Origin of the sequence: Lacimicrobium sp. SS2-24, from assembly GCF_002201535.1 — a bacterium.
Taxonomy (GTDB): domain Bacteria; phylum Pseudomonadota; class Gammaproteobacteria; order Enterobacterales; family Alteromonadaceae; genus Lacimicrobium.
Window position 1 is genome coordinate 14,046 of the sequence record NZ_NIWW01000009.1, and the last position, 14,760, is coordinate 28,805.

The window sequence follows — 14,760 nt, forward strand, 5'->3', positions numbered from 1 at the left end:
TTTTCAGCAACATTAGGAGCGTGTCAGGTGGAAAGAGAATCGATGGAGTTTGACGTCGTGATTGTGGGAGCAGGACCATCGGGTCTTGCCACAGCCTGTCGCCTGGCACAACTGGCACAGGAAAAACAGCAGGAGCTGATGATTTGTGTGGTGGAAAAGGGCTCTGAAGTGGGTGCCCATATTCTCTCTGGGGCCGTATTCGAAACCCGCGCGTTGGATGAGCTGTTCCCCGACTGGAAAGAAAAAGGCGCACCACTCACAACCCAGGTCAGCGAAGATCACATCTACCTGCTTAAAGACGACAACAAGGCCCGCAAGCTTGCCAACTTTATGGTGCCCAAGACCATGCACAACCAGGGCAACTATATTGTCAGTATGGGCAATGTGTGTCGCTGGCTGGCCGAACAGGCTGAGCAACTGGGCGTTGAAATTTTTCCCGGGTTTGCCGCAGCCGAGCTGATCCTCGAAGAGAACAAAGTGGCCGGGGTCATCACCGGCGATATGGGTGTGGATGCCAAGGGTGAACAAAAAGACAGTTACATGCCGGGCATGGAGCTGCGCGCCAAGTACACCGTGTTCGCCGAAGGGTGTCGGGGTCACCTGGGCAAACAGCTGATTGAAAAGTTTGACCTCAATAAAGGCAAGTCACCTCAACACTATGCCATTGGCTTTAAAGAGATCTGGGATGTGCCCGCAGAACAGCACCAGGAAGGTCTGGTGGTGCACACGGCTGGCTGGCCACTGAGTGAAGCCAGCGGCGGCGGCTATCTGTATCATGCTGAGAATAATCAGATTCTGGTGGGTCTGATTGTGGATTTGAATTACCAGAATCCTTACTTAAGCCCCTTTGATGAATTCCAGCGCCTCAAGCACCACCCGGTGTACAAGCAGTACCTCGAAGGGGGTAAGCGGGTGTCTTATGGTGCCCGTGCGATCAGCAAAGGCGGCTTTAATTCACTGCCCAAAATGACCTTCCCCGGAGGCTTGCTGCTGGGTTGTGATGCCGGCACCCTGAACTTTGCCAAGATCAAAGGCAATCACACGGCAATGAAGTCCGGCCTGCTGGCGGCAGAGAGCCTGTTCGAGGCACTGACTCAGGAGAAACAGGGCGAGGAACTGACCAGTTTCACTGAGCGTTTCGAGCAGTCCTGGCTGTATGACGAGCTGTATCGCTCACGCAATTTCGGTCCGGCCATTCATAAACTCGGCACCTTCTGGGGCGGCGCGTTTAACACCCTGGATCAGAACTGGTTCGGCGGTAAGCTGCCGGTGAATCTGAAAGACGAGCATGCCGATCATGAACAGCTGCTGCCAAAACAGCAGTGCCAGAAAATCGAATACAGCAAGCCCGATGGTGAGCTGAGTTTCGATAAACTCTCGTCGGTGTTTTTATCCAACACCAACCACGAGGAAGATCAGCCCTGTCACCTGCAACTGCTGGACAACAGCGTACCCATTAAGGTCAATCTGGAGAAGTACGACGAGCCCGCGCAGCGTTACTGCCCAGCCGGTGTCTATGAGATTGTCGAAGAGCAGGACTGCCCGAAATTGCAAATCAACGCGCAAAACTGTGTGCACTGTAAAACCTGTGATATTAAAGATCCCACCCAGAATATTCGTTGGGTGGTTCCCGAGGGCGCTGGCGGGCCCAATTACCCGAATATGTAGTATCAGGGATCATGGCTGGCTGCCCCAAAAGAGGTTGCATGAGGCACGGCGTAACACTAACGCTGATTGTTTTGTTCAGCCTGCTGCTGGGCAGCTGTGCTGTGGATACCCGTCCTGTGGTAATCCTGTATACCTATCATTCTGACCCGCCTTTTTATCTGCCCGGGGAAAACAATGATCTGAGTCGTGAATGGGTCAGGCGTTTTAATCAGTGGCAACAGCGCATCAAACTGGAACTGGTGCATATTGAGCGCAGCGCGCTCAACCGGATAGTAGATAATGGCGCCCCCTATATTATTCTGTGGGCCAATCCGTTGTGGTTTGATTTCAGAGACAATGCGTTACGTGCATCTGCCCCGATATTCTGGGATGCGGATATTGTGGTCAGTCACCCCAACCACCCTGTTGAATACCACACCCCCTCAGATCTGACAGGCCTGCGCCTGGGCACAAGAGATGGCTTTTTCTACAAAGGGCTGAATCCCCTGATAGATAGCGAGCAGCTGACCCGCATCGATACCGAGCAGGACAGCGACAACTATGTGCGTTTGCACCAGGGCGATATTGATGCATTTATCATGACCCGCGCCAGTTTATTGTACTGGCGCACACATCAGCCCCAGTTAAACGAGCTATCTGTGGCAGCTATGCCCCATGATGCCTATTCCAGGCATGTGCTGGTAAGCGAGGGCTACCGGCGTTGGCTCCCGCTTTTCAATGCCTTTATCAGCGACTGTGCCGCATCCTCCCAGTGGCAGTCACAACTGCATTACTGGGGCGTTGAAGAACTCTTAAATCCCTTCGAGCTGGAACTGGATGAACTGATGGAGCTGGATGCGGACAACGACACCGACGCTCCTGTTTCCCAGCATTGATGGGGTAGCACAAGGCTATTCTCCAGCCCTGCGATGTGTATCCCGCAACTGATACACTGTTGGCTCAGCACCAGGTGACTCCTACCCCTTTTGCGCTGGATCAATCCCCGCAAATTTTCCGCTGCTACAATGCGCGCCGTGATTAGCCAACCGAGTAGTAATGATGGCCGACCTCCTTTTTCCGCAACAATTTGTTGATTCTTACGAGCCCACCGTGGCCCAGCTGGCAAACCGTAATCTGATTACCTGTACGCCCGATACGCCCTTGCAAGATGCCGCTGAAATGATGCAACAGCATCAGGTTAGTTGTATTTTGGTGCGTCAGCAACGCGACATTATCGGTATCTGGACAGAAGCCGATGCCAGAAAGCTCGACTATAGCTCAGCGCAGAGCTTCAGGCAGCCCATAAAAGAAGTGATGACCCAGCCGGTCATCAGCATCGATGAGCAGGTCAGTCTTACCGATGCCGCCAGCCTGATGCTGAAAAAACGTATCCGCCGTCTGCTCATCACAGACAATCACAAGCGTCCTCTGGGCATGCTGACGCAGACAGACATTGTTCGCCAGCAGCGCATAGAATACTTTCTGCGTCTGCGTGATGTCGGTTCAAGCATCAGTCGTATGCCACTGAAACTCCCGGCAAGCCTGTCGCTGGCCGAGGCAGCAAAAGCATTGCAACAGCATCAGAGTGATGCCGCCATCGTCGTCTTCGATGACGTGCCGCCGGGTATCATTACCGAGCGGGATCTGATTCGCGTTATCGCCCAGCGCTGCAACCAGACATCCCTGGGGGAATGCTGCCACCGCCCCTTGTTGAGCGTGCATAAAGACTGCAGTCTGTTGCAGGCGGTGGACTTGCTCAAAGAGCGCAATGTCCGCCATCTGGCCGTGTGCAATGATCAGGAACAGTTCTGTGGGCTGTTGTCTTTTTCCGATATTCTGGCGAATGTGGAATACGCCTATATCGACCAACTGAAACAGGCACTCAGTGACCGCGATTCAGCATTACGGGCCTCCACCGGTTATCTGCGTCTGGCGCAAAAGGTTATTGATGCTTCGCTGGACGCCATCATGATCACCAGCGAAGCGGGCGTGATTGAGTCCGTTAACCCCAGTTTCTGCCAGGTAACCGGTTATAGCGCGGCCGAAGCCATCGGCCAGACGCCCAAGCTGCTCAGCTCAGGCATGCACGACCAGAGCTTTTATAAGAAGATGTGGCAGACCCTGTTTGAACAGGGCCACTGGCAGGGTGAAATCTGGAATAAGCGTAAGAACGGTGACCTCTATCCACAGTGGTTATCGATCACGGCCATTCGCAATGAAAAGCAGGAGATCACCCAGTTTGCCGCCATTTTCAGCGATATCAGTGAGCGTAAGAATCAGGAGCGCAAAATCCATCAACTGGCCTATGTGGATGAGCTGACGGGACTGGCCAACCGTCGTCTGTTCCAGGACAGATTACAGTTAAGCCTGGCCAACGCGCACCGGCATCACCACAAGATGGCGGTGCTGTTTCTGGATCTGGATTTATTTAAACGCATCAATGACACCCTCGGCCACCAGGCGGGCGATCAGGCCTTAAAAGAAGTCGCCCACCGTTTGCAAAGTACCGTACGTGAGGGCGAATCGGTAGCCCGCTTAGGCGGCGATGAGTTTACCATTCTGGTACCGGAAACAGACGATTGCCAATCGCTGGCATCACTGGCACAGCGCCTGGTGACTCAGTTCGACCAACCTGTGCGATTAAAGGGGCAGGACTTTTTTCTTACAACCAGCATCGGTATCAGTCAGTATCCCAAAGACGGTAAAAGTGCAGAGCAATTAATCAAGCATGCTGATCTGGCCATGTATGAGGCTAAGAATGCGGGGCGTAATCAGTACTGTTTTTACCAGTCTGAAACCGGCCAGCAGACGGCTGATGAACTGAAGCTGGAGCAGGCCCTTCGTCACGCCCTGACACACCGTCAGTTGCAGGTCTATTATCAGCCAAAGATTGATTTGCACACCAGCTCCGTTATTGGCTTCGAAGCCCTGGTACGCTGGCAACATGCGCAATTTGGCAAGATCTCGCCAGAGCGTTTTATTCCTCTTGCTGAGAAGCTCGGACTCATCAGTACCCTCAGTGAACAGGTGCTGGATACCGTGTGTGAAGACATTCACCAGTATGGTCTGGACCACCTGCCGGTTTCGGTAAACGTGTCAGTGTTGCAACTCGCCGATCCAGGCTTTTGCCGACGATTATGTCAACAACTGAACCAGCATCAGATCAGCCCCCGGCGCATTGAACTGGAGCTCACTGAAAGCTGCCTGATCCCTGAGCAGGCCAATGCCACGCTTAAACTGTTAACCGAGCTACGCGAGCATGGATTCCGGCTCTCCATCGATGATTTTGGCACCGGCTATTCGTCGCTCTCTTATCTGCGCCGTCTGCCTATCGATACCCTTAAAATTGACCGCAGTTTTATCAATGAACTGCCCGACAACGAGGAAGACAGTCAAATCACCCTGGCGATTCTGGCCATGGCCAAAGCCCTGGGGCTGGAAGTGATTGCTGAGGGCGTGGAAACGTCTGTACAGCGTGACTTTTTACTGCAAAGTGGCTGTCAGGTGGGCCAGGGTTATCTGTTCTGGCCCGCCTTGCCGGTGCATGCCCTGCCGCTGAAACAGCGTTACCAGGCAGATGCTGTCATGGCGTGTCAGTGATGGCCGGTAGCGGGCTCTGCTTTGACTGAATTTGCGGCTGCACATCCTCGCCATAGCCCAGGGTTACCGCCAGCATCAACACCACCGCAGCGGCCAGCATCAGTTTTGCCAATAACACGATACAGAAGCGGAACCACAAGTGGTATGGCACCCCAGCCATGCCAATGATCCCCATTAACACGGCGTTGGTGGGAATGATCATGTTAGAGAAACCATCACCGAACTGATAAGCCAGCACGGCCACTTGTCTGGGTACACCGATAATATCTCCAACCGGTACCATCAGAGGCATGGTGACATAGGCCTGACCACTGCCGGAGGGAATGAATAAGTTCAGCAGTGTCTGAATAATTAGCATGCCCACCGCGGCCAGTTCTGCCCCTAAATAAGATAACGGCAAAGACAAACCGTGCACCAGAGAATGCAGGATCTGGCCATCTTCCATCACCAGGGCGATCCCCCTCGCCACACCAATGAGCATGGCGGTGGTGGCAAGATCCTTTACCCCCTCAATAAAATGATTGGCGGCATTATCGGCCCCCAGCTTACCCACTACCGCCGTCAGTATGCCCCAGGCAATAAACAAGGCGCCCAGTTCATATAAATACCAGCCCCGGGTGGCAATCCCCCAAACCGCGGTGATAAGCGTCAGCACAAAGGCCAACAGAATAACCTGGTGACGCCGGTTCAGCGCCGGATAGACGCTGGCTTGCTGCCCCTCAAGCGGACAGGCAATGCCTTTCATCAAAGACTGTTCGGGGTCATTGGCAACCCGTTTGGCATAGCGCCACACATGATGAAAGCCGATCAGTACAAAGGGAATAAAAATCGCCAGCCTAAGTTCCAGACCTGAATACACCGGGATTTCAGCGATTTGCTGGGCAATCAGTACCGTAAAGGGGTTAAAGGCCGATACCCCGTAGCCAATACCATAGCCCGCCACTATCATGCCCACTGCGGTCATGGCGTCCAGACGCATGGCTTTACATAGCCCCACAAGAATGAGGACAAAAGGAATGTACTCACCCGCCGTACCAATGGCGCCGGATGCCAGGGCAAAGGCAAATACCACCACAAAAATTAACTTGTGGGGAGCATCGCCAAAGCGCTCAAGTAAGCGCCCGATAAGCGCATCGATCGTGCCCGTGGCCCTTGCTATGGCGAGCACGCCGCCGACGGTAAACACAAAGAAAATCACATCCTGCGCCGCGGCCAGCGCCCGCGGGATGGTGGTCAGAAAATCCCAGGGCGTCAGATAAGTGCGACTTTCACTGACCTGGTAGGTACCGGCCACCACCATTTGTCTTCCCTGTTCGGTGGTCACAAGATCGAAAAAACCCTGAGGCACTATCCAGGTGGCAATATAGGCCACCAACATCATGCCCAGTAATAAAATCAGTGTATGAGGAACTCTGAAGCCCTGAGTCATGGGCATATTCTCCGTTAAATCAAAAGCCAATAAATAAGGCGCCCGTCAGGCGCCTTAGCTGTAGTCCGTGTATACGGCTATTCCACTAAGAGCATTTCCCGTAGCAACTTACCCGCCAACATATCGTCTTGATGATAGCTGGAAATCATTGAGTCATAGTTCCTAACGTATTAGCAAGGCTGGCGTGAGTGCATTGTTCTTTAATACGTGCATCACCGCTTTGAGACGCTTCGGCTTTACTCTATAACAACTAAAAATACGAGAAAATAGCCGCAGAGTTGATTATCTTCACAGAAGTTAGGCGAATGTATTCAATCTGTTACACTGATTTTCAGGCACAAAAAAAGCACCCTGAGGTGCCTCTTTTGTTCGTACCGGGCGGTCTTAGCGACGCAGACCCAGACGCTTGATCAGCTCCAGATAACGGTCCTGATCTTTATTCTTCAGATAATCCAGCATGCTACGGCGCTGGCTAACCATGCGCAGCAGACCACGACGAGAGTGGTGATCTTTCTTATGCTCTTTGAAGTGACCTTGCAGTTTGTTGATATTGTGCGTCAACAGGGCAACCTGCACTTCTGGTGAACCTGTATCACCTTCTTTCACACCGTAGTCGGCGATGAGTTTTGCAGTTTCGTCTTTAGTTAGTGACATACTATTCTCCTAAGGTTAGACCGGCCGATCACTAATTCAGCGGGTCGAAAAGAGCGCGTATTATAGCGATGCAGACAGGAATAGCAAGGCAGGCGTAAGCGAATTATGAATCAAAAGGCACTGGGGTCCCGCAAGAGGCATGGGGGAACGACTTTCGGTCATGCCCGAATGCCGTTATCGGGCATCCAGCGCCCTATTTGAGAAAGGCAAATTCACCACAGAGACACAGAGGCTCTTAGACGCTGCGGATTGGCTTTCATGGCACCCTGGCTGCGCCAGTCCAATAATTTGGCCCCGAGATCATCGTGCTTTTATCTGTGCTCTCTGTGTCTGCGTGGTAAATGTTCTTTTCGTGCTTTCTCTGATAACTGCAAGTTGGCAACTGAAGACTTTTAATACACCACCAGACGCTTAGGCGCCACTCTGCCCGGGCTTTCTATTTCACCTGCGCCAAGAAAGCGCCCTTCTTCATCATAGCAACGCACCATGCCCTGAGCACTCCCTGTCGGCGCTTCCACCGGGTTCCCATTGCAGAAATAGGTAAGCTTTGCTGCCGGGATCTGCACTTTTTCAAGAGATGTGACCGCCGTATCCATGGGTAATAGCAGCTGATCTAATTGCGACCAATCCGTTGAACCTTGTTCAGTGCATTTTTCAGCGTATTGCTGCAGGGCTTCCAGGCTCATCATGCGCGCCGGGGGATATTTCGCAACCGCACTGCGGTGCAAGCGGCTGACATAGGCGCCACACCCCAGATTCTGCCCCAGATCATCCACCAACGAGCGAATATACGTGCCTTTGGAACAGTGCACCTCAAGATCCACTTGTTCCCCTTGCAGGCGCGTTATTTCAATACTGAAAATGGTGATTGGACGGGCTTCTCTGGGCACTTCTATTCCCTGGCGGGCATAGGTATAAAGGGGCTTGCCCTGATACTTCAGGGCCGAAAACATCGATGGCACCTGCTCACTGTGCCCCGCAAAGGCCTCAACCGCGGCCCGAATGTCTGCTTCGCTGACATTCACCGGTTTACGTTCTACCACCTCTCCGTCCGCGTCCGAGGTGGTGGTGCGGATCCCCAGGGTGGCAGTGACGCTGTACTTTTTATCGGCATCCAGCAAAAACTGGCTGAATTTAGTGGCTTCACCAAGGCATATGGGCAACATGCCCGTAGCGAGGGGATCGAGTGCGCCGGTATGACCCGCTTTGGCTGCGCCAAACACCCTTTTTACCTGTTGTAGCGCATGATTGGAGGAACCGCCTAAGCCTTTATCCAGCAAAAAAATGCCGTGCACATTACGGCCTTTACGACGTCTTGCCATTTACAGCACCCTGTATCTTTAATCAAACAACTTCTGTGGGGACGCAGATCAACACCATCTGTGCGCTGATAGTCCCTTCAGCTCAGTATTGCGCCAGCGCATTCACACCATAGCAGGTCGGCAAGACTGCGTTGATGTGACGCATTTCAACACTCTGGTGGGCTATTCCTGCTCTTCTGCATCCGGATCACGGCCGGCTTTGCGCGCGCGCTCTTTATCCTTATTCACGGTCTCGGTGAGCAAGGCAGACAACCTCACCCCTTCGGTGATGGACTTGTCCTGTAAAAAGCGGATGGCCGGAACGGTTCTCATGCTCATACGCTTTGCCAGCAGACTGCGCACGAAGCCTTTGTTGTCATCGAGGATTTCCAGTTGCTGTTTAATTTTATCATCGTCATCGGCATAAATAGTGACAAAGACCTTGGCGTAGGCCAGATCTCTGGACACCTCCACATCAGACACGGTCACCATGCCCAGGCGCGGATCGCGGTGCTTGAATTCATGCTGCAAAATGCTGGCGACTTCTTTGTGAATCTGTTGACCCACACGATCGGTACGGGAAAATTCTCTTGCCATAATGCTACTCTGTAATGTTTGGCGTTTGCCAGAAACTAAGGTCGGTGAAGACAACAACGGAGGCCAGCGGCCTCCGTTGTAATGACACGATTGACTCCGGAAAAATCAGAGTTCGCGTTTTACTTCTACCGTTTCGAAGACTTCGATCTGGTCGCCTTCTTTAACGTCATTATAGTTCTTCACGCCGATACCACATTCCATCCCGTTACGGACTTCCTGGACATCGTCTTTGAAGCGACGCAGTGACTCCAGCTCACCTTCATAGATGACCACGTTGTCACGCAATACGCGGATAGGTGCGCTGCGTTTGACGATGCCTTCAGTAACCATACAACCAGCAATGGCGCCAAGTTTGGGTGAGCGGAAGACGTCACGAACTTCAGCCAGACCAATGATTTCCTGTTTGAACTCAGGTGCCAGCATGCCAGTCATGGCTGCTTTCACTTCATCAATCAACTGATAGATGACACTGTAGTAACGCAGGTCGATCTCTTCGTTTTCAATGACTTTGCGAGCGGAGGCATCAGCACGCACATTAAAGCCGACGATGATAGCACCAGATGCCGATGCCAGGCTGGCGTCGGTTTCTGTAATACCACCCACACCACTGCCCACGATGTTCACTTTCACTTCATCGGTAGACAGTTTGGTCAGTGAGTCGGCGATGGCCTCAATGGAGCCCTGTACATCGGCTTTAAGCACGATATTCAGCTCAGTGACATCACCGGACTCCATGTCAGCAAACATGTTTTCCAGTTTCGACTTCTGCTGCTTCGCCAGTTTCAGGTCACGCTGCTTGGCACGACGGGTGCCGGCCACTTCACGGGCCTTACGCTCGTCGGTCACTACACGGGCATCATCCCCTGCCGCGGGTACACCGGATAATCCGAGAATTTCCACGGGCGTTGAGGGGCCTGCAACTTTAACTTCCTGACCATTTTCATCCCGCATGGCACGAACACGCCCATACTCAAATCCACATAGCAGAATATCGCCAGCCTTGAGTTCACCTTCCTGAACCAATACCGTGGCAACCGGTCCACGACCTTTATCCAGGCGTGACTCGATCACGATGCCTTTGGCAGGGCCATTGGCCGGTGCTTTGAGATCCAAAACCTCGGCTTGCAGTGAAATGGCTTCCAGCAACTCGTCCACACCCATACCGGTGTGAGCTGAAACCTGAACAAACTGGTGTTCACCGCCCCACTCTTCGGAGATAACTTCAAGCTGAGACAGCTCGGTTTTCACCCGATCGGGATCAGCAGATTCTTTGTCCATTTTGTTGACCGCGACGATCAACGGCACACCCGCCGCACGAGCGTGCTGAACGGCTTCTTTGGTCTGTGGCATAACACCGTCATCGGCTGCCACCACCAATATCACGATATCTGTGGCCGTAGCGCCACGGGCTCGCATTGCCGTAAAGGCCGCGTGTCCGGGCGTATCCAGGAAGGTGATCTTGCCACCGTCTGTTTCTACGCTGTAGGCACCAATGTGCTGGGTAATACCGCCTGCTTCGCCAGCGGCCACTTTGGCCCGACGAATATAATCCAGCAAGGAGGTCTTACCATGGTCAACGTGACCCATAATGGTCACCACGGGCGCCCGTCCGACCTTCTCGGCACTGGTTTTTTCTTCCAGCAATTCTTCTTCAAGGGCATTGTCATTGACCAGTTCGTACTTATGCCCTAACTCTTCGACCACCAATACTGCGGTGTCCTGGTCGAGAACCTGATTGATAGTGACCATTTCGCCCATTTTCATCATGGTCTTGATCACTTCCGTAGCCTTAATGGCCAACTTGTTGGCGAGTTCGCCAACGGTAATTGTTTCACCTAACTTAACCACACGCTCCACCGGCTGGGCAGGTTTGTTGAAACCATGCATCAAATCTGCACCAGCATTTTTTCTCTTTTTGGATTTACGACGACGACCGCCGCGCTCGAATTGCATGTCCTCTTCATCTTCCGCTTCCTGAGCGTACCGATTGGAATGCAAATGGACCTCTTCTGACTCCCGACGACGACGGCGCTCATCTTCTTCTTTCCAGCGACGTTCGTTCTCTTCAGCCAGTTTACGGGCCTTTTCTGCCGCTTTCTTCGCTTCTTTTTCAAGCTTACGGCGACTCTCTTCTTCCTGTTGCAGGCGAATCTGTTCCGCTTCCTGACGGGCTTTTTCGCGCTCTGCACGCTCTTCATCCGTGAGGCTTTCTTCCTGTGCCCGCGCTTCTGCTTCACGTTTTTCACGTTCGGCTTTTTCTGCCTCGGCTCTGGCCTTGGCTTCAGCCTGCTTGCGAGCCTGTTCTTCCGCTGCTTTCTTGGCGGCTTCATCAGCTTTACGCTGCGCTTCCAGACGCTCCTGTTCGCGGGCCTTTTCTTCTTCCGCCTTGCGTTTCGCTTCTTCTTCTGCCTGCTTAGCCAGTTCTACTTCGCTGCGTTTGACGTAGGTGCGTTTCTTACGCACTTCAACTTTAACGGCCTTGGATTTACCCGCCGAATTCACGCTCAGTGTACTGGTTGTACGACGTTTCAATGTCATACGCTTTGGCTCAAGCGACGCTGCACCACCGTGCTGCTTACTTAAATGCTCAAGCAGAATACGTTTTTCATCTTCAGTAACTTGCTCTCCCGGACCTTTTTTGATCCCGGCATCAGCAAATTGCTTAACCAGACGGTCAACCGCTGTGCCAATATCACCGGCAAGTTTTTCTATGGATACATCTGCCATGTGTGGTTGTTCCTCCCGTTGACCTTATTCTTCATTAAACCAGACGATATTACGGGCTGCCATAATCAGCTCTGCCGCTTTCTCTTCGCCTAATTCTTCCAAATCGCAAATTTCATCTACGCCCTGCTCTGCCAGACCTTCCAGGTCAGTGATACCGCGGCTGGCCAGCAAAAACGCTACATGACGTTCCATGCCAGGCAGGTTAAGCAACTCTTCCTTAGGCTCGGCATTTTCCAGCGACTCTTCATCTGCCAGGGCCTTAGTGGTCAGATAGGCGCGAGCCCGCTCACGCAGCTCCTCCACCATGTCTTCATCCAGACCTTCGATTGCCAGCAGTTCTGATACGGGCACATAGGCCACTTCTTCCAACGTGGTAAAGCCTTCGTCTACCAGCACGGCGGCGAAATCTTCGTCAATGTCGAGACCGTCAATAAAGCCCTGCAGCACTTTCGAGTTCTCTTCTTCATGCTTGGCATTGAGGTCGGCTACGGTCATGACATTCAGCTCCCAGCCGCTGAGCTGACTGGCCAGACGTACGTTCTGACCGCTGCGGCCGATAGCCTGCGCCAGGTTGTCGGCTTCGACGGCCACATCCATGGTGCGATTGTCTTCATCGACAACGATGGCCGCGACTTCAGCAGGCGCCATGGCGTTGATCACAAACTGCGCAGGGTTTTCATCCCACAACACGATGTCTACACGTTCGCCACCGAGTTCGCCGGACACGGCCTGCACCCGGGAGCCACGCATACCGACGCAGGCGCCGACGGGATCCAGACGTTTGTCATTGGTCTTAACAGCAATTTTAGCCCGCGAGCCCGGGTCACGGGCCGCAGCCCGAATTTCCAGGACTTCCTCGGCAATCTCAGGTACTTCAATACGGAACAATTCCACCAGCATATCCGGGTGAGTACGGCTGATAAACAGCTGCGCACCGCGCGCTTCAGGCTTGATGGCATAGAGTAAGCCGCGCACACGATCGCCGGCACGGAAGGTTTCTCTGGGCAACATATCGTCGCGGTAGATGACGCCTTCGGCATTGTTACCCAAATCGACAATAATATTGTCACGGTTTACTTTTTTCACCGTACCGGTAACCAGTTCACCGACCCGATCTTCGTACTCTTCCATCACCTGAGCCCGTTCAGCTTCGCGGACTTTCTGCACGATAACCTGTTTGGCCGTCTGGGTTGTAATGCGGTCAAAGGCAATGGAGTCGATTTGTTCTTCTACGTAGTCACCCACTTCTATCTCAGGCTCTTCCACCTGAGCAGCAGACAGGGTCAGCTCGGCGTAGGGATTTTCCTGTGGCTGATCGTCAGGAATAACCTTCCAGCGACGGTAGGTATCAAAGTCACCGGTTTCGCGATCAATCGCTACCCGTACTTCGATTTCACCGTGGTTTTTCTTTTTGGTGGCACTGGCTATTGCGTATTCCAGCGCCTCGAAAATCTTTTCCCGGGGAACCTGTTTCTCATTGGATACGGCTTCAGCCACTAATAGAATTTCTTTATTCATTGCCCCATTGCCTCACTAATACTTCCTATCTGAGTCGTTACCGGCTTGGCCGGACGCCTGTTCTTAATCAAATGACGGAACCAGATTGCCTTTTTCGATGTTGGCAATGGCCAACTGAAAGACTTCGCCATCTACTTCCATACTCAAGGTCCCGTTCTCACAAGCGGTGACCTGACCTTTGAAATTCCGCCTGTTGTCCATTGGCATGCGCAAACGAACAGAGACCACCTCACCGACCACTTGCGCGTAATGCGCTTCTTTAAACAGTGGCCGATCCATGCCTGGCGAGGACACCTCAAGGTTGTACTCACTGCTGATGGGATCTTCAACATCCAGCACGGCACTGATCTGATGGCTGACATCGGCACAGTGATCGACTGTGATGCCATCAGGGTGATCAATGTATACACGCAGCGTTGAATGCTTGCCGGCTCGCACAAATTCGATACCCAGCAACTCAAAACCCAGCGCTTCAACCGCCGGGGTTAACATTTCTGTCAGCGTTTGTTCCAGCTTTGCCAAAACCAGGGCTCCAAAAACAAAAAAAGGGCTTAACGCCCAGACACTTGTTGGAGCTCTCGCTCCTTAAAAATGTAAGTATCTTTTACCCTGACTAGCTTACTCAACAATCTGACCTGCTGCCAGAGCATTTTTCAACCAGATCCATGCAAAAGATATCAAGTTTCGCTAACGAAACTTACAAAAAAGCCCCGTTCTAGCGGGGCTTTTAGTGTCTGGACCCTTGTCCACTTGTATCTTACGATAACTGGCTAGCATAGCCAAGTCATCAAAAGTGGTTGCGGGAGCCGGATTTGAACCGACGACCTTTGGGTTATGAGCCCAACGAGCTACCAGACTGCTCCATCCCGCGTTAGAAATCGTTTCTTTTTGGCTTGGGTTGTTACCGCCGCCTCAAGATGGTGCGTATTATACATAGGCGCTTACGCGGCGCAAGCCATATCACAAATTATTCGCCAAACTCTGCTCCGTTTGCTCAATTATCAGGCAACCTGATGACTTTCCCGACAGGATGAGTAAAAAAGGAGCTAAACCCGGACTCTACCCGTTGTGCGCGTCGAGCCCATTGTGCCCTTTCACCCAATGCAGCCAATATCGACTAGAGGCCTCACAAGGTAGCGATAAGCTCGCGCAGACGCGTCTGATTCTGAGCCTCACTGGCATCATGGGCCGCCAGTGAAGAAATATGCAGGTGCCGTCTCTTGCTCAGTGCCACTGACACGATAGAACAGCTGATGTCCTTGCTTCGTATCAAAATATGCCATACTC

Annotated in this window: 11 protein-coding genes and 1 tRNA gene; 3 read left to right on the plus strand and 9 right to left on the minus strand. The window is 52.6% G+C overall.

The window, feature by feature from the left end; all coding sequences use genetic code 11:
- The first annotated feature begins 27 nt into the window (after positions 1-27).
- From CCY32_RS14260 to CCY32_RS14270, 3 genes are all read left to right on the plus strand, one after another.
- A complete protein-coding gene (locus tag CCY32_RS14260; RefSeq protein WP_246840630.1) occupies positions 28-1,668 on the plus strand; it encodes an electron transfer flavoprotein-ubiquinone oxidoreductase in 1,641 nt (546 codons plus the stop codon).
- Positions 1,669-1,706: 38 nt separating this feature from the next.
- Positions 1,707-2,543, plus strand: a complete 837-nt coding sequence (locus CCY32_RS14265; protein ID WP_168171531.1) for a transporter substrate-binding domain-containing protein — start codon at positions 1,707-1,709, stop codon at positions 2,541-2,543.
- Between the two features lie 160 nt (positions 2,544-2,703).
- Positions 2,704-5,247, plus strand: a complete 2,544-nt coding sequence (locus CCY32_RS14270; RefSeq protein WP_246840631.1) for an EAL domain-containing protein — start codon at positions 2,704-2,706, stop codon at positions 5,245-5,247.
- On the opposite strand, the gene CCY32_RS14275 is transcribed toward CCY32_RS14270, so the two are convergent.
- The 9 genes from CCY32_RS14275 to CCY32_RS17235 form a co-directional block, all read right to left on the minus strand.
- The gene (locus tag CCY32_RS14275) at positions 5,231-6,676 is read right to left on the minus strand and encodes a TIGR00366 family protein (protein ID WP_088331851.1); all 1,446 of its coding nucleotides are present in this window, start codon (positions 6,674-6,676) and stop codon (positions 5,231-5,233) included. The genes CCY32_RS14270 and CCY32_RS14275 overlap by 17 nt on opposite strands.
- A gap of 384 nt (positions 6,677-7,060) precedes the next feature.
- Positions 7,061-7,330, minus strand: coding sequence for a 30S ribosomal protein S15 (gene rpsO, locus CCY32_RS14280; protein WP_088331853.1), 270 nt, complete (start codon positions 7,328-7,330; stop codon positions 7,061-7,063).
- A gap of 392 nt (positions 7,331-7,722) precedes the next feature.
- Positions 7,723-8,652: a tRNA pseudouridine(55) synthase TruB gene (truB, locus tag CCY32_RS14285; protein ID WP_088331855.1), complete on the minus strand. Its 930-nt coding sequence runs from the start codon at positions 8,650-8,652 to the stop codon at positions 7,723-7,725.
- A gap of 162 nt (positions 8,653-8,814) precedes the next feature.
- Entirely contained in the window at positions 8,815-9,228 is a 414-nt protein-coding gene (gene rbfA, locus CCY32_RS14290) for a 30S ribosome-binding factor RbfA (RefSeq protein ID WP_088331857.1), read from the minus strand.
- 105 nt (positions 9,229-9,333) lie between these two features.
- A complete protein-coding gene (gene infB / locus CCY32_RS14295) occupies positions 9,334-11,955 on the minus strand; it encodes a translation initiation factor IF-2 (protein ID WP_088331859.1) in 2,622 nt (873 codons plus the stop codon).
- Between the two features lie 24 nt (positions 11,956-11,979).
- Positions 11,980-13,473: a transcription termination factor NusA gene (gene nusA, locus CCY32_RS14300; protein ID WP_088331861.1), complete on the minus strand. Its 1,494-nt coding sequence runs from the start codon at positions 13,471-13,473 to the stop codon at positions 11,980-11,982.
- A gap of 63 nt (positions 13,474-13,536) precedes the next feature.
- Positions 13,537-13,995, minus strand: coding sequence for a ribosome maturation factor RimP (rimP, locus tag CCY32_RS14305; RefSeq protein WP_088331863.1), 459 nt, complete (start codon positions 13,993-13,995; stop codon positions 13,537-13,539).
- Between the two features lie 272 nt (positions 13,996-14,267).
- Positions 14,268-14,344 (minus strand) — tRNA-Met (locus CCY32_RS14310).
- Positions 14,345-14,599: 255 nt separating this feature from the next.
- Positions 14,600-14,746 carry a hypothetical protein gene (locus CCY32_RS17235; protein WP_168171532.1) on the minus strand — a complete coding sequence of 49 codons (147 nt, stop codon included), beginning with the start codon at positions 14,744-14,746 and terminating at the stop codon, positions 14,600-14,602.
- Positions 14,747-14,760: the final 14 nt, after the last annotated feature.

Excerpts from the sequence above, each read along its gene's own strand:
- CCY32_RS14265 (WP_168171531.1), top strand. The coding sequence starts at position 1,707 with ATGAGGCACGGCGTAACACTAACGCTGATTGTTTTGTTCAGCCTGCTG.
- CCY32_RS14270 (WP_246840631.1), top strand. The coding sequence starts at position 2,704 with ATGATGGCCGACCTCCTTTTTCCGCAACAATTTGTTGATTCTTACGAG.
- CCY32_RS14275 (WP_088331851.1), bottom strand. The coding sequence starts at position 6,676 with ATGACTCAGGGCTTCAGAGTTCCTCATACACTGATTTTATTACTGGGC.
- rpsO (WP_088331853.1), bottom strand. The coding sequence starts at position 7,330 with ATGTCACTAACTAAAGACGAAACTGCAAAACTCATCGCCGACTACGGT.
- truB (WP_088331855.1), bottom strand. The coding sequence starts at position 8,652 with ATGGCAAGACGTCGTAAAGGCCGTAATGTGCACGGCATTTTTTTGCTG.
- rbfA (WP_088331857.1), bottom strand. The coding sequence starts at position 9,228 with ATGGCAAGAGAATTTTCCCGTACCGATCGTGTGGGTCAACAGATTCAC.
- infB (WP_088331859.1), bottom strand. The coding sequence starts at position 11,955 with ATGGCAGATGTATCCATAGAAAAACTTGCCGGTGATATTGGCACAGCG.
- nusA (WP_088331861.1), bottom strand. The coding sequence starts at position 13,473 with ATGAATAAAGAAATTCTATTAGTGGCTGAAGCCGTATCCAATGAGAAA.